The organism is Serratia sp. NA_13, from assembly GCF_052691735.1.
Genome location: NZ_JBQZFV010000001.1, coordinates 311077 through 329810, shown reverse-complemented (window position 1 = coordinate 329810; position 18734 = coordinate 311077). Strand labels below are relative to the sequence as shown.

General features: G+C 57.6%; 17 protein-coding genes. 10 read left to right on the top strand and 7 right to left on the bottom strand.

Features of this window, described 5'->3' with window-relative positions; genetic code table 11:
• Positions 1 to 56 precede the first annotated feature (56 nt).
• From xdhC to ACUTSU_RS01520, 5 genes are all read right to left on the bottom strand, one after another.
• Positions 57 to 821, bottom strand: a complete 765-nt coding sequence (xdhC, locus tag ACUTSU_RS01540) for a xanthine dehydrogenase accessory protein XdhC (RefSeq protein WP_445651506.1) — start codon at positions 819 to 821, stop codon at positions 57 to 59.
• Complete coding sequence (xdhB, locus tag ACUTSU_RS01535) at positions 805 to 3207, bottom strand: xanthine dehydrogenase molybdopterin binding subunit (RefSeq protein ID WP_445651505.1); 2403 nt, start codon at positions 3205 to 3207, stop codon at positions 805 to 807. The genes xdhC and xdhB overlap by 17 nt, the downstream gene beginning before the upstream one ends.
• A complete protein-coding gene (gene xdhA / locus ACUTSU_RS01530) occupies positions 3200 to 4630 on the bottom strand; it encodes a xanthine dehydrogenase small subunit (RefSeq protein WP_445651504.1) in 1431 nt (476 codons plus the stop codon). The genes xdhB and xdhA overlap by 8 nt, the downstream gene beginning before the upstream one ends.
• Positions 4627 to 5958: a guanine deaminase gene (gene guaD, locus ACUTSU_RS01525; RefSeq protein WP_445651503.1), complete on the bottom strand. Its 1332-nt coding sequence runs from the start codon at positions 5956 to 5958 to the stop codon at positions 4627 to 4629. Before guaD ends, xdhA begins: the two co-directional genes overlap by 4 nt.
• Positions 5959 to 6271: 313 nt before the next feature.
• Positions 6272 to 7444, bottom strand: a complete 1173-nt coding sequence (locus ACUTSU_RS01520) for an ROK family transcriptional regulator (protein ID WP_445651502.1) — start codon at positions 7442 to 7444, stop codon at positions 6272 to 6274.
• Between the two features lie 100 nt (positions 7445 to 7544).
• Here ACUTSU_RS01520 and ACUTSU_RS01515 point away from each other — a divergent pair, with 100 nt between their 5' ends.
• The 8 genes from ACUTSU_RS01515 (at position 7545) to ydfG (ending at position 15770) form a co-directional block, all read left to right on the top strand.
• Positions 7545 to 8795: an extracellular solute-binding protein gene (locus tag ACUTSU_RS01515; RefSeq protein WP_445653677.1), complete on the top strand. Its 1251-nt coding sequence runs from the start codon at positions 7545 to 7547 to the stop codon at positions 8793 to 8795.
• A 9-nt stretch (positions 8796 to 8804) separates the two neighbouring features.
• Entirely contained in the window at positions 8805 to 9713 is a 909-nt protein-coding gene (locus tag ACUTSU_RS01510) for a carbohydrate ABC transporter permease (protein WP_445651500.1), read from the top strand.
• The gene (locus ACUTSU_RS01505) at positions 9703 to 10542 is read left to right on the top strand and encodes a carbohydrate ABC transporter permease (protein WP_445651499.1); all 840 of its coding nucleotides are present in this window, start codon (positions 9703 to 9705) and stop codon (positions 10540 to 10542) included. The genes ACUTSU_RS01510 and ACUTSU_RS01505 overlap by 11 nt, the downstream gene beginning before the upstream one ends.
• A 20-nt stretch (positions 10543 to 10562) precedes the next feature.
• Positions 10563 to 11516: a carbohydrate kinase family protein gene (locus ACUTSU_RS01500; RefSeq protein WP_445651498.1), complete on the top strand. Its 954-nt coding sequence runs from the start codon at positions 10563 to 10565 to the stop codon at positions 11514 to 11516.
• Complete coding sequence (locus ACUTSU_RS01495) at positions 11516 to 12595, top strand: ABC transporter ATP-binding protein (protein WP_445653676.1); 1080 nt, start codon at positions 11516 to 11518, stop codon at positions 12593 to 12595. The genes ACUTSU_RS01500 and ACUTSU_RS01495 overlap by 1 nt, the downstream gene beginning before the upstream one ends.
• 177 nt (positions 12596 to 12772) lie before the next feature.
• On the top strand, positions 12773 to 14212 hold the full coding sequence (locus tag ACUTSU_RS01490; protein WP_445651496.1) for an MFS transporter: 1440 nt from the start codon (positions 12773 to 12775) through the stop codon (positions 14210 to 14212).
• A 97-nt stretch (positions 14213 to 14309) separates the two neighbouring features.
• Positions 14310 to 14831, top strand: coding sequence for a GNAT family N-acetyltransferase (locus ACUTSU_RS01485; RefSeq protein WP_445651495.1), 522 nt, complete (start codon positions 14310 to 14312; stop codon positions 14829 to 14831).
• 189 nt (positions 14832 to 15020) lie between these two features.
• Entirely contained in the window at positions 15021 to 15770 is a 750-nt protein-coding gene (gene ydfG / locus ACUTSU_RS01480) for a bifunctional NADP-dependent 3-hydroxy acid dehydrogenase/3-hydroxypropionate dehydrogenase YdfG (RefSeq protein WP_012145018.1), read from the top strand.
• 35 nt (positions 15771 to 15805) lie between these two features.
• Here ydfG and ACUTSU_RS01475 read toward each other — a convergent pair whose 3' ends face one another.
• The gene (locus tag ACUTSU_RS01475) at positions 15806 to 16132 is read right to left on the bottom strand and encodes a YnfA family protein (RefSeq protein WP_012145017.1); all 327 of its coding nucleotides are present in this window, start codon (positions 16130 to 16132) and stop codon (positions 15806 to 15808) included.
• Positions 16133 to 16280: 148 nt separating this feature from the next.
• Here ACUTSU_RS01475 and ACUTSU_RS01470 point away from each other — a divergent pair, with 148 nt between their 5' ends.
• Positions 16281 to 16649, top strand: coding sequence for a DUF1283 family protein (locus tag ACUTSU_RS01470; protein ID WP_012145016.1), 369 nt, complete (start codon positions 16281 to 16283; stop codon positions 16647 to 16649).
• Between the two features lie 90 nt (positions 16650 to 16739).
• Entirely contained in the window at positions 16740 to 17039 is a 300-nt protein-coding gene (locus ACUTSU_RS01465) for a DUF1161 domain-containing protein (protein ID WP_445651492.1), read from the top strand.
• Between the two features lie 34 nt (positions 17040 to 17073).
• Here ACUTSU_RS01465 and ACUTSU_RS01460 read toward each other — a convergent pair whose 3' ends face one another.
• Positions 17074 to 18561: an MDR family MFS transporter gene (locus ACUTSU_RS01460; RefSeq protein ID WP_445651491.1), complete on the bottom strand. Its 1488-nt coding sequence runs from the start codon at positions 18559 to 18561 to the stop codon at positions 17074 to 17076.
• Positions 18562 to 18734 lie beyond the last annotated feature (173 nt).

Below are 18734 nucleotides of genomic sequence, written 5' to 3'. Positions count from 1 at the left end.
GGCAGTTTGAGCAAAAACAAGTGATTAACCAGACTTAGTGCAACTCATAGATAAGATTAGCCGCCATAACAGGCAATGATCTCCCCGGCCACCGCTACCGCGATCTCCGCAGGCAGTTTGCCTTTCACGTCCGGCAAACCCAGCGGGCAGCGCATGGCGGCGATCGCCGCTTCGCTGATGCCGCGCTGGCCGAGTTTATATTCAAAACGTTTGCGCTTGGTCAGCGAGCCGATCAGGCCGAAGTAACCGGCATCGCCACGGCGCAAAATCCGTTCCGCCAGCACCAGATCCAGCGCGTGGTCGTGGGTCATGACGATGAAATAACTGCCCGGCGGCATCGCATCGACGATCTCCAGCGGCTCATCGCAAATCTCTTGCCGCACGCCCGGCGGCATCGCCGCAGGGAACTCCGCCGCACGCCCATCGACCCAACGTACCCGGCACGGCAGCGTAGCGAGGATATTCACCAGCGCACGGCCCACATGCCCGGCACCAAACAGGGCAATTTCCGGGCGTGGCGGGATCAAGGATTCGAACAGCACGCTGGTAGTACCGCCACAGCACTGGCCCAACCGCGCCGCCAGCGGGAAACGCTCCAACCGCAGCGTGGCGCTACCCTGTTGCAACATCTCACGCGCAATCGCCAGCGCCTGGAACTCCAGGTGACCGCCGCCAATGGTGTTAACTGCCCGTTCGACAGTCACCAACATTTTGGTGCCACGATTGCGCGGCGTGGAGCCCAACTCATCCACCAGCGTCACCAGTACGCAGGGCTCTCCGCGCCGTCGCAAGTCGGCAAGTGCCTCAATCCACTCGTCCATCGTCGTTCTCCCCCGCCACTTCAGTGACAATGTCACTTGATAGCATCTGCTGTACGCCCCACAGCACCCGCTCCGGCGTGGCCGGTGCATCGATATTGGGCTGCAAACGGTAGTCCGCCAGGCTGGCGACCGCATCCTTGATCGCGCACCAAACCGAAATCCCCAGCATAAACGGCGGCTCGCCCACCGCTTTGGAATGGAACACCGTATCTTCCGGGTTTTTGCGGTTCTCCAACAACGTGACACGCAGATCGGCAGGCACATCGCCAATCGCCGGGATTTTGTAGCTGGCCGGGCCGTTGGTCAGCAGCTTCCCCTGTTCATCCCACACCAGTTCTTCGCAGGTCAGCCAGCCCATGCCCTGCACAAAACCGCCCTCTACCTGGCCGATGTCGATTGCCGGGTTCAGCGAATCGCCCACGTCATGCAGAATATCGGCGCGCAGCAGTTTGTACTCACCGGTCAGGGTGTCGATCAACACTTCTGCGCAGGCTGCACCATAAGCGAAATAATAGAACGGATGACCGCTGGCCTTGTCGCGATCGTAAAAGATCTTCGGTGTGCGGTAGTAACCGGTACTGGCGAGTGAAATTTGGTTGAAATAGGCCTGTTCAACCACCTGTTCGAAGCTGAAATAGCGCTCACCCACCCTGACCTGGCCGTTACTGAAGACAATTTGATCGGCGCGGACCTGGTGCTGTTTGGAAAGCATGTCGATCAGCCGTTGTTTAATGATTAGCGCTGCATTCTCCGCCGCCTTGCCGTTCAAATCGGTGCCGGATGACGCCGCCGTCGGTGACGTGTTCGGCACCTTGCCGGTATCGGTGGCGGTGATCTGAATGCGTTCAATATCCACCTGGAACACTTCGGCGACTATCTGCGCCACCTTGGTGTTCAGCCCCTGGCCCATCTCGGTGCCGCCGTGGTTGAGCTGAATGCTGCCGTCGGTGTAAACCAGCACCAGCGCGCCGGCCTGGTTGAGGAAGCCGGCGGTAAAGGAGATGCCGAATTTCACCGGTGTCAGCGCCAGCCCTTTCTTCAGAATCGGGTTCTCGGCGTTGAAACGGCGGACAGCCTCGCGCCGAGCCGGATAATCCGCGCTGTGTTCCAATTCGGCGGTCATTTCCTGCAGCAGGTTCTGCTCCACCGGCTGATGGTAATGGGTGACGTTGCGTTGCTCCTTGCCGTAATAATTGGTCTTGCGCACCGCCAGCGGATCGAGCGCCAGATAACGCGCGATATGGTCCATTATCTGCTCGATCGCCATCATGCCCTGCGGCCCGCCAAAGCCACGATAAGCGGTGTTGGAAGCGATATGGGTTTTACAGCGGTGGCCGGTTATCAAGACATCTTGCAGGAAATAGGCATTATCGGCGTGAAACATGGCGCGATCGACAATCGAACCGGACAGATCGAGCGAGTAGCCACAGTTACCGGCCAGGCTGATTTTCACCCCATTCAACAGCCCCTGGTCATCAAAACCGACGTCATACTCAATATAAAACGGATGGCGTTTGCCGGTGATCAGCATATCGTCGCGGCGGTTAAGCCGCATTTTGACCGGTCGTCCGGTAAGATGCGCCACCACCGCACACAGGCACGCCGGGCCGGCGGCCTGAGTCTCTTTGCCACCAAAGCCACCGCCCATGCGCCGCGTGTCGATAGTTACCTTGTGCATCGGCAAATTAAGCACCGAGGCCACCAGCTTTTGAATCTCGGTGGGGTTCTGGGTCGATGAATACACCAGCATACCGCCGTCCTCGGCCGGTAGCACCGAGGCAATCTGGGTCTCCAGATAAAAATGCTCCTGGCCACCGACGTGCAGCTCGCCCTGAATGCGGTGCAACGCCTTCGCCAGTGCGCCGTCGGCGTCGCCGCGTCGATGGTAGTGCGCTTCCTGCACCACGAAGCCTTCCCGCAGCGATTGTGCGACGTCCAGCTGTACAGGCAGCTCCTGATAGCTCACTTTGACGGCCTGCGCGGCACGCCAGGCGATCTCCGGATCCGCCGCAGCCACCACCGCAATCACCTGCCCGACGTATTCCACTTGGTCTTTCGCCAGCAGCGGATCGCCGTAGGTTAACGGCGCAATATCCAGTTCACCCGGCACGTCCTGCCAGGTGATCACCCGTACCACACCAGGAAAAACGTAGCAGGCGGACAGATCAAGTTTTACGATGCGCGCATGCGCTTTCTCACTCAGTTTTGCCGCCAAGTGCAACTGGTTGGGAAACTCCAGCCGGTCGTCGATGTATTGCGCTTCACCGCTGACGTGCTTATCGGCGCTTTCGTGTTTGCGGCTACGGCCCACACCGCTGGTTAGCGATTGACGAAAGCGTTCGGCCAACTGCTGCTGGGTGTATTCGGTGTGTTTGCCATTACTCATGCGTGGTCACCTCGATCGCCAGTTGTGGCGCGGTCAGCGCAATGAAATAGCGGCGCAACAGATTCTGCGCCACCAGCAGGCGATAAGCGCTGCTGGCACGGAAATCACTCAGCGGAGTAAAATCCTGCGCCAACGCCTGAACCGCAAGCTCAACGGTCGCCCGCCGCCACGGCCGCCCTACCAATAGCTGTTCACACAGCTTTGCGCGTTTAGGCGTCGCGGCCATGCCGCCAAAAGCCAAGCGGGCATCGCGGATCGTCCCTTGTTCGAGGGTCAGGTTGAAAGCACCACACACCGCAGAAATATCATCTTCCAGCCGCTTGGAGACTTTCCAGGCACGGAAATCCGCCGGTGCCTGGGCCGGCAGCACGATGTTTTCAATAAACTCCCCCGGCTGCAGCGCGGTCTGGCGATAGTCCAGGAAGAAGTCGCTTAGCGGCAGTTCACGCCGCACGGCACCACAACGCAGCATCAGGCACGCATCCAACGCCAGCAACAGCGGCGCTGCGTCACCAATCGGCGAGGCATTGGCGATATTGCCCCCCAGCGTGCCCTGATTGCGGATCTGCTGCGAAGCAAAACGCGCCAGTAATTCGCCAAAGGCCGGGTGGTAATTGGCCAGCAGCGGATAAAGATCGCTCAATATGACACCGGCCCCCATGATCAGACGGTCGCCTTGCCGGCTCACCTGCTTTAATGCCTCAATCTGGCCAATAGCGATCATCAAGGGTAAATCCTGATGGCGCTGAGTGACTTCCAGTGCCAAATCTGTTCCCCCGGCCAACAGTCTGGCCTGCGGATACTGTTGATAAAGCGCCGCCAGTTCCTCCAGGGTCTGTGGCAACAGACAGCGTTTGCCCGCCGCCGCTAACGGGGTGGCGGCAGGTATTGCCAGCAGGCGTTGGAGCGTTTGCTGTTGATGGTGGTCGAAACTGTCTGGCATTTTGCTGTCGCACGCCTGCTGCGCCGCTGCCAAAATCGGCCGGTAGCCGGTACAGCGGCACAGATTACCGGCCAGTGCCTGCTGTGCCTGTTCGCGATGATAGCTTTCGACGTTCTTTTGCAGGCAAAACATCGACATCACGAAGCCCGGAGTGCAAAAACCGCACTGCGAGCCGTGGCAGTCGACCACCGCCTGCTGTACGCTGTGCAATTCCCCCTGCTGTTTCAGGTCCTCTACGCTGATCAACTGCTTGCCATGCAGCGCGCTGACAAACGTCAGACAGGCATTAACACTGCGATAGCGCAACTGGTCGCCATCCGGCTCTGCCAGCACCACGGTGCAGGCGCCACAATCACCAGAAGCGCAGCCTTCTTTGGTGCCACAGCGACCAAGCTCGCGGCGCAGATAATTAAGCACCGTGGTATTGGGGTCGAGCGCACTTTCATTTTTCAGCGTTTGATTAAGCAGGAACTGGATCATGCGGCCTCCTGCTGCGTAGCCGGTCGATACACCACTTTGCCGTCGACGTAAGTTCGGTAAACGTTGCGGTCATCACCCAGCGTCATCAGCACAAACAGTTGCTCCGCCAGCTCACGGCTGTTTTCATGGCGCAGTTTCTGTAACGGCGATACCGCCGGATCCAGCACCACAAAATCCGCCTCTTTGCCGACCGCGAAATTACCGATTTTGTCATCCAGCGACAGCGCCCGCGCCCCACCCAATGTGGCGTGGTAGAAGGCTTCGCAGGCCGAAAGCTGATAGCGTTGCAGTTGAGCGACCTTGTAGGCCTCACCCAGCGTTTGCAGCATGTTGAAAGTAGTACCTGCGCCAACGTCGGTCCCAATGCCCAGCTTGACCTGCTTGTGCCAGGCCTTTTGCAGATTGAACAGACCGCTGCCAAGGAAAAGGTTGGAGGTCGGGCAAAAAGCGATGGCCGAACCGGAGTGGTGCAGGCAATCCCACTCTTGCTCTTCCAGATGCAGGCAGTGAGCAAACACGCTTCTCTCTCCGGTCAATCCATATTGGTGGTAGACATCCAGGTAACTGCGGTTGTCCGGGAACAGCTCTTTCACCCAGGCGACTTCTTCCAGGTTCTCGCTCAGGTGGGTGTGCAGATAGGTATCCGGAAACTCTTCACGCAACCTTTGTACCTGAGTCAACAGCGCCGGGGTGCAGGTGGGCGCAAAGCGCGGCGTGATGGCATAGCTGAGCCGCTTCCTGCCATGCCAGCGATCGATCAGTTCGCGGGTTTGGCGGTAGCTCTGCTCTGGGGTTTCCAACAGTTCGTCCGGCGCGTTGCGGTCCATCATCACCTTGCCAGCAATCAGTCGCATATTCAGCGCTGCCGCCTGAGCGAACAGTGCTTCAACCGACTGCGGATGTACGGTGCCGAACACCAGCGCCGTGGTGGTGCCGTTGCTTAACAGTTGCTGCAAAAAGAACGCCGACATCTTACCGGAGTGCTGCTCGCAGCAGAATTGGCTTTCCGTCGGGAAGGTGTAATGCTTCAGCCATGCCAGTAGCCGATCGCCGTAGGCACCGATCATTTCGGTTTGCGGATAGTGAATATGGGTATCGATAAAGCCCGGCACGATCAGCTTGTCTGGATAGTGGGTAACCTCAAAATCCGGTGGCAACCACGGTTCCCCCTGCTGCCAAGGGCCAAACCAGACAATGCGGCCTTCATCGAGCAGCAGCAATCCGTCAGGAATCTGTCGCAATTGCTGCTCCAACTGCTGCGGTTGATCGACGCAGGCAGCAATATCGAAAAAATGGCCACGGATAGCCGTGGTGAATGACAGGCTCATTTTGCTTTCCTTCTCTACCGGCCAGCGCACAGCCCCCGGCTGAGTTAATTCAGCCCGAGGAACCCTGGCGGTCTTTTATCGTTCGCAGGTATTAATTTAAGAATAGCAAGCAGCGTGCCAGTTGGTTTTTTATTGGTCATTTTCTTTTTAAAACAAAAACATAAAAACCAATCTCACAATAATCTTATTCAAGAAAAATAAGCAGCAAATAAGCAAACGGTTGCTTTTAAATAGCAACCGTTTGCTTATATTGCGTTAATTGTGAGCCTGCACCAATAGCGGGCAAGAATACAAATCGGGGGAATGAAATTTATTACTTCAATAACACTTCATAACGCGGGTTAAATTCATCAAACAGCGGTAACGCGGCCGCGCCTAATGCGGCGGTATCCGCACCGGTAGTCCCCAATCGAACCCGCAGGCCATCGAGGTATTTGCTGCGCACCGAGCGGTGCAATGGTGCCAGGCGCTTGATCAGCTGCTCTACGATACTTTCCGGCATCAGCCCGCCAATAATCACGGCCTCGGCATCGAACATACACTCGATGATGTTGATCGCCTGGCGTAATGCCGGCACCGCCGTATCAAGCCAGGTGTCGATCTGCGACTGCGGTAACGTCAGCAGGTCTTGCGGCATGGCGCGCATCGGATCCAGCCCACAGCTCTCGTAAGCCGCCTGCAACGAGACATAACGCTCCAGGCACCCCTGGTTGCCGCAGTAGCAGGCCCGTCCGTCCGGTTGCACAATCATGTGGCCGACTTCACCAGCATTGTGCGCATGGCCGGTATAAATTCGGCCATCGGTAAAAATCCCGGCTCCAAGCCCGGTACCGAGATACAAATAAATAAACGAATTAAGCTGCCTGGCCACGCCGTGCAAACGCTCGCCGATAGCGGCCACGGTGGCATCGTTCTCCAGCGTGACCGGCAGGCCACTTTGCGCGTTAAGCTCAGCCACCACATCGATATCTTCCCAACCGTTAAGCGTGGTCGGCCCGACCGATGAGATCCCTTCCACGCCAAACGGCCCCGGCATCACTACGCCGATGCCCAGCATTTTTCTCCAGCTCAGATCCGGCTGCTGGCGCATTTCTTGCAGTACATCACAAATCAGTTTCAAGGTAGCAGCAGGTTGCGGCTTTTGCACCATAATCAGCCGGTGGAAACGAACGCTGCCTGAGAGATCAACCACGATGATCAGCAGTGACTGGTGATCCAGATGGATACCGATGGAATACGCGCTATCTGGATTCAGGGTCAACGGCGTGGCCGGTTGACCTCGCCCGCCGGCACGACGCGGCAGGTGCGAGGAGAGAATACCGGCCTGTTCCAGTTCTGTTGCAATGTTTGAAACGGTTTGCGGCGTCAGTGAGGTCAGCCGGGCAATTTCGGCACGGGTCAGTTCACCGTGCAGGCGGATAGCCTCTATCACTACGCGCCGGTTGTGTGCACGAGCATGTTCAAGGTTAGTGCCGGAAGTCGTCATAACTGCCTATGCAGAAAGGGAAATCGTCTTTGCAGTATGGTGCCCTCCAATAAAGCAATCAAATTGATTTAAGAATCTTTTTAACACCGGAGAACGCACAATGAAAAGCCATACCCTTGCCGCTACGGCAGTCTGTACCCTGTCGCTCCTGGCGCTTAGCCTGTCATTTGCCTATGCCGCCCCGGCGCAAATCAACGCGTTGTTTATGACCCAGGCGGCGTACAGCGAAAATGATATCCGTGCCATGACCGCCGATTTTAGCAAACAGCACCCGGACATCAGCGTTAACCTGGAGTTCGTTCCTTATGAAGCGCTGCACGATAAAATCGTCGCGGCACGCGGTGCCGGCAGCAACGGCTACGATGTGGTGCTGTTCGACGCCATCTGGCCGGCGGAATTCACCAAGTTCGGCCTTTTGCAGGACGTGACCTCGCGCATCAGCGCCGACGACAGCGCCAATATCTTTGCCGGAGCCATGACCACCGTCACCTATAAGGACAAACGTTGGGGCATGCCGTGGATCCTCGACACCAAATACCTGTATTACAACAAAGCCATGCTGGCCAAGGCCGGGATTGCCGCTCCGCCGAAAACCTGGCAGGAACTGGCGCAGCAGGCAGAAATTATCAAGCAGAAGAACCTGGTCAAATATCCGCTGGTGTGGAGCTGGTCACAGGCCGAGGCACTGGTTTGCGACTACACCACCCTGGTGTCCGCCTATAAGGGCCAGTTTATCCAACAGGGGAAAATTACCTTCTCCAGCCCCGGTTCACTGCAGGCCGTCGACTATATGAAAGCGTCACTGGACAAGGGGCTGACCAATCCAAACTCCCGCGAGTATCTGGAAGAGGATGTGCGCAAAGCGTTTTCCAACGGTGACGCGGCCTTCGCGCTTAACTGGACCTATATGTACAACATGGCCAACGATCCCAAACAAAGCAAAGTGGCCGGTGACGTCGGGATCGTGCCAGCTCCAGGATCGGTGGCAGGTCAGGTCGCTGCGGTTAACGGTTCGATGGGGCTTGGTATCGCCAAGGCCAGCGCCCACCCCGATCAGGCCTGGCAATACATCAGCTATATAACCTCACAGCCGGTGCAGGACAAATACGCCAAACTGAGCCTGCCGATCTGGAAGTCGTCTTACGATGACCCATCGGTGCAGAAGGGTCAGGAGCCGTTGATTGCCGCCGCCAAACAGTCGTTGAACGTGATGCTCTCGCGCCCTGAAACTGCCGATTACTCTCGTTTGTCCAACGGTTTGCAACAGGACTTGCAGCAAATTCTCCAGGGCAAGGTGACACCGCAGGCCGGGCTGGATGCGGCAACCCAAAGCGCTGCGCGGCTGCGTTAAGCGATGACAATGCTCACTTTACTTCAACGTGAGCGGCGTCAGGCATGGGTGCTGCTGGCACCCATGCTGCTGATGATGCTGCTGTTAACCGCCTGGCCGCTGGCTCGGACCCTGTGGCTGAGCTTTACCGATGCGGCGCTGGTGAGCGACGGCGTTACGCCGGCCTGGGTCGGTACGGATAACTTTTTCTACGCGCTGACCGACCCGGATTTCCAGGCCGCACTGGGGCGCACGCTGTATTTCACCCTGGTTTCGGTGGCGTTCGAAGGGGTGATCGGCGTACTGGTGGCGCTGCTGCTTAACCAAAAGTTCCACGGCCGTAATGTTCTGCGGGTATTGGTTATTTTGCCCTGGGCGCTTCCCACCATCGTCAACGCTACGATGTGGCGGCTGAACTTCAACCCGGATTACGGCAGCATCAACGCGCTGTTAACCCAGCTTGGGGTGATTGACCACTACCGCAGCTGGCTGGGCGACCCTGCCTCGGCGCTTAACGCAGTGATGCTGGCGGATATTTGGAAAAACTACCCGCTGATTACCCTGCTGACGCTGGCGGCGTTGCAATCAATCCCGGACGATTTGTACGAAGCCGCGCGACTGGACGGTGCCTCTGCCTGGCGACGCTTCCGGGCCATCACCCTGCCCGCCATTCTGGCCCCGCTGGCGGTGGCGCTGGTGCTGCGAACCATTGATGCCTTCAAGGTGTTCGACATCATTTACGTGATGACGCGCGGCGGGCCGATGGACAGTACCAAGACCCTCAGCTTCTTCGTTTACCAAGAGTCGTTCAGCTATCTGCGGGCCGGCAGCGGCGCAGCCTATGCGGTGTTGATGACCTTGCTATGCGGCCTGTTGATCGCGTTGTACATGCTGATGCTGTTCCGCCAGCGCAGAAGGAGCCTCGCCGATGAAGCGTAAAATCCGCCTGATATTGCGTTACAGTGCCGCGCTGCTGCTGGCTGTGTCGATCCTGGCGCCAATGCTATGGCTGTTTCTGATGAGCGTCAGTTCCTCGGCCGATCTGACCCGCGTGCCGCTGGAATGGTTGCCGCACCATTGGGACTTTTCGCGCTACGGCAGCCTGTTGTCACTGCAGCCCGGCCAGCCGGGGACATTGTTCTTGCATGCGCTGTTCAACAGCCTGCTGGTGGCCTGCGGCGCTACTCTGATTTCACTGTTGTTGGCGATCCCGGCGGCATTCAGCTTCTCGCGTTATCCGGGGCGTGACGGTTGGTTGTTCGCCAGCCTGGCGATTTATATGGTGCCCCCGGTGGCCTTTGTGCTGCCGCTGTACTTTATTTTGCAGCACTTGGCGCTGCTGAACACCCATATCGGTCTGGTACTGGTCTACTGCTCGCTGATCCTGCCGTTCCTCACCTGGATGCTGAAAAACCAGTTCGATGCCCTGCCGATAGATATTGAACAGGCCGCGCGGCTGGACGGACTGCGTCAGTGGCAGGTGCTGCTGCGCATTACCCTGCCCTTGGCCAAACCGGCACTGGGCGCTTCTGCGCTGTTTGGCTGGCTGCTGGCCTGGGACGAATTTTTCTACGCGCTGCTGTTCACCAGCAATATTCAGGCGCAGACGCTGCCGGTGACCATCGCCGGTTTCACCGCCGGGCGCGCCACCGATGACGGGTTGATCGCCGCCGTCGGCATCCTGGCCGCCATTCCACCACTTTTCATTGCCATCTGGCTGCAAAAAACGCTGGTTAGCGGCTTAACCAGCGGCGGCAGTAAAGGCTAATTTTATTCAGGGAAATTAACATGATGAGCACCAACACCCGGCCCACGCTGTACGTGGTGGGTAATATTAACGTCGATGTGATCATGAGTACTTTGCAGCAGTGGCCGCAAAAAGGCACCGAGGCGATGCTGGATCACAGCGAACTGCGTCCCGGCGGTTCGGCCGGTAACTGCGCGCTGGCACTGGCGGCGCTGGAAACCCCTTACCGGCTGGTGGCCAATCAGGGCAACGACTATTTCAGCCCGTGGCTGGCGCAGCTGTTCCCGGAAAGCTCGCTGTACTGGCCGACCTACAGTTGCGAAACCTCGCTGACCTTCGGTGTCACACACCCCGACAACGAGCGCACCTTTTTCAGCAATCAGGGCCATATCACCCGCCTGAGTCAGGACGATGTATTGCATCAAATCCCGCTGCTTGCGGGTAATGGTGACACCATTTTGCTATGCGGCACCTTCCTGTGTACTTCCCTGTTGGCGGAATACCCGGCACTGCTGCAAACCCTGCGCCAACGCGGCTATCGCATTGCGGTTGATACCGGCTGGCCGCCGCAGGGCTGGAGCGATGAGCTGCGTGGGCAAATCGCCGACTGGCTGCCGTTCTGCGACATCCTGTTACTCAATGAAGTGGAAACCTGTGGCATGGCAGGTCATGAAGATTTGTACACCGCCGCCCGTACTCTGAACCGGCAACAACCGGCCGACGCCGCCTGCGTGGTGAAATGCGGCCCGGACGGCGCACGCATGTGGTGCGGCGAACGGCAGTTGCAGGCGGCGGCACACCCGATCAAGGTAGTCGACACCATAGGTGCCGGCGACAGTTTTAACGCCGGTTTCCTGAGCGCTTGCCTGCACGGTCATTCGGCTGCGGTAGCGCTGCGCTGGGGCATTCGCGCCGCCAGCCACGCCATCAGCAGTTCGCCACGCCAGTATTTGGACTGGAACACCCTGAAAACCTGCGCCGGAGAAATGCTCTGATGGCAAGTGTCGAACTGGTAAAAGTCGCCAAATACTATGGCAAGCAGCGGGTGCTGAATCCGTTGGATCTGACCATCCCCGACGGCAGCTTTACCGTGCTGGTTGGCCCGTCCGGCTGCGGCAAGTCCACGCTGCTGCGCCTGCTGGCTGGGCTCGATACGCTGTCCGAAGGAGCTATCCTGCTGGATAAGCAAAAAATTAACGATCTGGATCCGGCCGATCGCGATATTGCCATGGTATTCCAGAGCTATGCGCTCTACCCACACCTGACGGTAGCGGAAAACATGGCGTTCCACATGCAGGTGATGAAGGTCGCCAAAAGCGAACAACAGGCCAAGGTCCTGCAGGCAGCGCGCATTTTGGCAATCGACCATCTTTTACAACGCTACCCGAAAGAATTGTCCGGTGGCCAACGCCAGCGAGTGGCAATGGGCCGTGCCATGGTGCGGAACCCGAAAGTGTTTTTATTCGATGAACCGCTGTCCAACCTCGACGCCCAGTTGCGGATGGAGCTGCGCGCCGAGATTAAATCACTTCATCAGCAGTTCAAAACCACCACGGTGTACGTTACCCATGACCAGATCGAAGCGATGACGCTGGCCAACCAGATCGTGGTGATGAAAGACGGCAATATCGTGCAACAAGGCAAGCCGCTGGAGATCTACGATGCGCCCGCCAACACCTTTGTGGCGCGTTTTATCGGCTCACCGCCAATGAATCTGTTGGAGGGTATCGTTACGCCACGCGACGACCGGCCCGGCGTGACCTGCGGTGAATTGTGGCTGCCGCTGCCGGCCAAATGGCGATTGGCGACGCCCGGCAGCCAGGTGATCCTCGGGCTGCGGCCGCACGATTTCCATTTGGTCGATGTCAGCGAACAACCTGTCGCCACCTTGCGCCTGATGGAGATCACCGGCGATGTCAGCCTGCTGCACCTGACCTGGGGCGGTTACCGCCTACATGTGCAACTCAGCGGACGGGTTAATGCCAAGAGCGGGCAGCCGCTGTGGCTGGCGCCCAACACGGAGGCCATCCACCTGTTCGATGCCGCAACAGGGCAACGACTGAATGAGAATTGAAGCCAGTAAACACCCCAGCGGGCGCCATCAGTGCGCCCGCTAATAATCACTCCCTTAACCTCTTTTTAACCTCTGTGTGATGCGCTATGCTCCAAAACTCTGCCAGCGTTAACATTTTTGAAACGAGGTTGCTGTCATGCCTGCCTGCTGTTTTTGCTCCACCCGGTGCGCTCTGTCATGAGCTTGCTTTCACGCGCCAGCGCGCTACCGCTTCTGGTGGCGGGTGCCTTCTTTATGGAAAACCTCGACGGTACGGTGATTGTTACCGCCATGCCGCAGATGGCGACGGCCTTCGGCGTGAGGCCGGTGGACATGAACATTGGTATCTCGGCTTACATTCTGACGCTGACGGTGTTTATTCCTGCCAGTGGCTGGATTGCCAACCGCTTCGGTGCCCGCAATATCTTTGCCGCCGCGGTGCTGATTTTTACCCTGGCATCGGTGCTGTGCGCCACCAGCGTTAACCTGCCCACCTTCACTGCCGCCCGTATTCTGCAAGGCTTCGGCGGTGCGCTGATGGTGCCGGTGGGTCGCCTGGTGGTGTTACGCAACACCGCCAAACCGGATCTGATCAAAGCTATTGCTACCATCACCTGGCCGGGATTGGTGGCCCCGATCCTCGGCCCGCCGGTCGGCGGTTTTATTACCACTTACGCCTCATGGCACTGGATCTTTCTTCTCAATGTGCCGCTGGGTATCGCCGCCTTGTGGTTGGCCTGGCGGCTGATCCCGCCGGAAGCGCCGCAGAAAGGTGTGCCTTTTGACGCACTCGGTTTTGTGCTAACCGGCATCGCCTGCTTTGGCCTGATGTTCGGTCTGGACTTGATCAACCACCCGCAACTGCCCTGGCTGGTGCCTGCGCTGTGTATTATTGGCAGTCTGGCATTAGGCGCACTGGCGGTTCGTCACGCCAAACGCACTGACTACCCGCTGATCAATCTGTGGGCGATGCGAATAAAAAGTTACGCCGTCACCATTTGGGGCGGCACGCTGTTCCGCATCGCCATTGGTGCCGTGCCCTTCCTGCTGCCGCTGTTGTTCCAGATCGGTTTTGGCCTGAACGCCTTCGATGCCGGGCTGCTGGTACTCGCGGTATTTGCCGGGAATCTGGTGATGAAGCCATTTACTTCGGCGGTGCTGTACCGTTTTCGCTTTCGCACCACGCTGGTGGTCAATGGCTTGTTAAACGCCGCCACTATTTTCGCCTGTGCGCTGTTGACGCCACAGACTCCGACCTGGCTGATTCTGGCGCTGCTGTTCGTCAGCGGGTTGACGCGATCCATGCAGTTCACCGCGCTCAATACGCTGGCATTTTCCGAAGTGCCGCAGCCGCAGATGAACGGTGCCAATACCCTGTTCAATGTGTCGCAGCAAATGGGCAGCGGGTTGGGGATCGCCATTGGTGCGCTGGCGCTGCGGTTGGCGGAGATGTTGATGCCGCAATCGGGCGAACGCATCCCCTTGGTCGATTTCCAGTGGGCGTTTGTGGTCATCGGCGTGATTGCCCTGCTGGCCGTGGTTGACTGCTTTACCCTGAATGCCAATGCCGGCAGCGAGGTTCGCCAGAGAAAACCCGCCGCCACGCTGCCAAACTCACCCCAACGATTGCAGAAATAAGTCGCATCTGCCGCCAATCAACGTAATATCAATGATCCGCCCCGTTTCACCGGTGCGGATTTTTTGCCGTTTTGGCCTGAAAAGCGAGGTAATAATAATGATTCACAGTGACCTTTCTCAGTGCCGCGTTAACACCGACCGGTTGTTGATTGCCCCATTTACCGCAGCAGACGCCGACGATGTCTACCAGGCGATCACCCCTACCTTGACGCGCTTTATGAACTTTGAGCCAGAGGAGTCGCCGGAAGCCTTTGCCAACGTTTGGCAAACCTGGCTGCCGCTGATACGCGAAGGTGAGGAAATGATTTACATCGCCCGCCTGCGCGCTACCAAACAGTTTGTCGGTATGGGCGGCGTGCACGACTTGTACAACACCACGCCTGAACTGGGCATCTGGGTGAAAGAGAACCTGCACGGCAAAGGCTATGGGCGCGAGATCGTTCACGCCATGGCGGTGTGGGCAAGCGAACGTTACCATCCGCGCCACTTTATCTACCCGGTGGCGGAACAGAATATGCCTAGCCGACGTATCGCCGAATCTCTGGGCGGTGTAGTGGCCGGCCGACGCGAAAACACCAAATACGACTGCGTGGTCTATCACATCCCTTCGCAGTTATAACTGCAATTTCCAGGGCCGGATCTACCGGCCCACAGTTCGCCATCACCCATGTCAACTGTTCAAAAAACCGTCCACCTGGCAACAGCGATGGCGGTTTTTCGGCGTGGATGCCGATAACCACTGCCACTTGAAGTAGGATTATGCTAATGCTAGTAGCATTCAGGTTAAAAACAGTTGAGGAACAGCAACATGATCATTTTTGTCACGGGTGCCACATCCGGATTTGGTGAGGCCATTACACGGCGTTTTATCCGCGAAGGCCATCAGGTGATTGCCTCCGGCCGTCGTATCGAACGTCTGGAAGAGTTGAAAGACGAACTGGGTGAAGCACTGCATATCGTCCGCCTCGACGTGCGTAACCGCGCGGCCATTCAGCAGGTGATTGATGAGCTGCCTGCAGCACTGCGCCACATTGACATACTGGTCAATAACGCCGGGCTGGCGTTGGGTCTGGAGCCGGCGCACAAGGCCAACGCCGACGACTGGGAAACCATGATCGACACTAACACCAAAGGCCTGGTGAACATGACCCGCGCCCTGCTGCCGGACATGGTCGAACGTAATATTGGCCATGTAATCAATATCGGCTCGGTCGCAGCCAACTGGCCGTATGCCGGTGGCAACGTTTATGGTGCGACCAAAGCCTTTGTCAAACAGTTCAGCCTCGGCCTGCGTGCCGACCTGCATGGTACCCGCATCCGTGTGACCGATATTGAACCGGGCCTGGTGGGCGGCACTGAATTTTCCAACGTGCGCTTCAAGGGCGACGACGGCAAGGTGGATAAGGTCTATGACGGTGCCAATGCGCTGACGCCGGAGGACATCGCCGAGTCGGTGTTCTGGGTGGCAACCCTGCCGGCCCACGTCAACATTAACTCGCTGGAAATCATGCCGGTCAGCCAATCCTTTGCCGGGTTGAATATCCACCGCGAGTCTTAATCCTGAGCGGCAGGGCCTGTCCCTGCCGTCGTTTCTCAGGCCGCACGCCAGCCGGAAACGATAATCAACATCCCCGCTAGGGCCACACCGGCCCCCAACCAGTCCAGCGCTGATAGTTTCACTCCGTCCACTACCCGCAGCCACAGTAACGCCGTCGCCACATAGACCCCACCATAGGCTGCGTAGACCCGCCCACTGGCCGCCGGGTGCAGCGTCAACAACCAGACAAACAGCATCAGACTGGCCGCTGCCGGTAACAGTAACCAGGCACTGGCGCTTTTTTTCAGCCACAAATAGGGCAAGAAACAGCCGATGATCTCGGCCAGTGCGGTGGCGAAAAATAACAGGGTGGTCTTTAACATGGGGGAAATTTTCTCTCCGTAAACTAAACAAAGCTGTGCTTGACTGGTGCAGTCCGACAGCGCGATGGTATATTTATTAACACGCCTGCGGGCGCGGCAAAGCCAGTGTTGCCGTTATCAGGCAACACTAACTCATAAGGATGAAACGATGAAAACACTTTCGACTCAACGACTGCTGCGCGGGATGCTGCCGGTCGCCATGCTGATGCTGATGGGGGCCTGGCAGGCTCCGGCGCTGGCCGCCAGCTGCACTCAGGGCAGCACTTGCGTTACCGTCGATGGCAGCAACAGCGGTGCCATGAGCACCGAAGCGGCGCGTCAGAGCAAACAGCAGTTTAACGATACCAAATCCCTGCGTAATAAGGTTAACACCCGCGTGGAGAAAGAGTTCGACAAAGTAGACAAGGCGATTGACAGCGAAGAGCGCTGCGATGATAGCCTGAACGTTAACGCTTATTGGGAACCCAACACCCGTAAATGTCTGGATCGCCAGACCGGTCGTCAGATTAATCCTTAATCTGGTCGCAGCAAGTCGGTGGCCGTGACTCTTCGCCACCGTTGCTGCTATCCTGACAAAGGAAGCTCATTTACAAATAAGGACGAATGGATGAAAAAAGCGTTTATCTTGGGGGCACTGCTGATGGCCACTGCGCCGTTGGCCGCCCTGGCCTCATGCGAAAGCGTGAAGGCAGACATTTCGCAGAAAATCGTCAAAAACGGCGTGCCTGAGTCTGGTTTCAAATTGGATATCGTACCGAACGATCAGGCCCAACAGGCCGGCGGTCTGGTCGTTGGCCACTGCGAAAACGACACGCAGAAAATTGTTTATACTCGCCTTGGCAACGGCGATGACAACGGTGACGCGGCTCAGACCGGCACCAGCCAGGATACGAAAACCTCGCAATAATTACTGTTTAGGGCGCTCTGTGCGCCCTTCCCCTTTAAGCCTGTTCTGCCTCTTCTCCTTCACCCTGTGGTCTGTGCCGCGCAGGGATCAGCATCGCCGCCGCCAGTGCCAGCAATGACAACAGTGCGGAAACCAAAAACACCCAATGCAACGAAGCGGCAACCTGCTGCGTCATGTTCGCCAGTAGCTCTGGCGTCATCGCAGTACGCGCAGCCGGTTCCATCAATTGCTGTACCGGATCGGTCGTTTGCGGCAAACGAAGCTGCAGGTTGATATTCAGCGTCGCACCTAAAATAGCAGTACCAATGGCCGAGCCCATCATCCGGGTAAACACCGTGCAGGCGGTGGCAATGCCACGGATACTGTGGTGAGCCGCGTTCTGCACCGAAACCAGAAACGTGGTGTTGCATAACCCCATACCGGCACCGACCATAAACGCCGCTACCCGTCCCCACAATAAGCCGCTGGTCGGCTGCAGCAACAACAGAATCAGGCCGCCGGCCAGTAATAACAACGCCCCCAGTAGCGCCGTGGTGCGATAAGACGTCATCAGCATCAGTCGGCCGCTGAAGGTACTGGCCAACGGCCAGCCAATCGACATCAGCGCCAGTGTGGTACCGGCTTCCAAAGGGGTTCCGCCCATCACGCCCTGAATAAAGGTCGGCAGAAAGGCACTGATACCCATCATCGCCGCGCCAATCACCAGACCGCCAATATTACCGGCGACAATCACCCGGCTTTGCCATAACGCCAACGGAAACAGTGGCTCCGGCGCTCGCCGTTCCTGACGGATCAGCAACCTCAGCGAAACGGCCGCCAACGCCAACAACGGCAGCACCCACCAACCGAGGTTTTCGGCCTGCAGCAGTGACAGCAACAGCGCGGTAACAAACAGCGTCAGCCAGGCGGTCCCCGCCAGATCTAGCGCGTGTTTACGCACCTGTTGGCGAGAAGGCAGATAACGAGCCAGGAAAAACATCGCCAGCAGACCGATCGGCAAGTTGACCCAGAATACCAGCGCCCAGGGCAAGTGCTGGACGATAAACGCCCCCAGCAACGGCCCAATAATCGCTGATACACCCCAAACGCTGGAAATATAGCCCATCACCTTGGGCCGCTCGGTAGGGCTGTAGATATCACCAATAATGGTGGTCGCTGTTGGCATAATCGCCCCGGCCCCCAGCCCCTGCAACAGCCGAAAACCAATCAGCCAGTACATGTTCGGCGAGAAACCGCACAGTACCGACCCCAGTAAAAACAACGACGCGCCAAAGAAAAACACCCGTTTGCGCCCCAGCAGGTCCGCCAACCGACCATAAATGGGAATGGTGATGGCCTGCGCCAAAAGATAGACCGCGAATACCCAACCCAGCAGGGAAAAGCCGCCAAGATCGCCGATGATGGTTGGCATCGCCGTGGCGACAATGGTCGCCTCTATGGCCGACATGAACATCGCCAACATGCAGGCAATCAGGATTAAGGGGCGATGAGCGATTGGAGCAGGTGTGTCGTTATTTGTCATAGCGTTATTACAAACCGTGGATTCTTGTTTGCCTTAAATTATACCAGCCGAATTAGAGCTTGCCGTTACCGGTGTCTATTTCCCTGTTTTTACAGGCGATAAACGCACCATTTGAACTAAGCGTGACGGTGTAACAAAAATTCCACTCGTGGCTCGCCGCAACGAGCAAACCG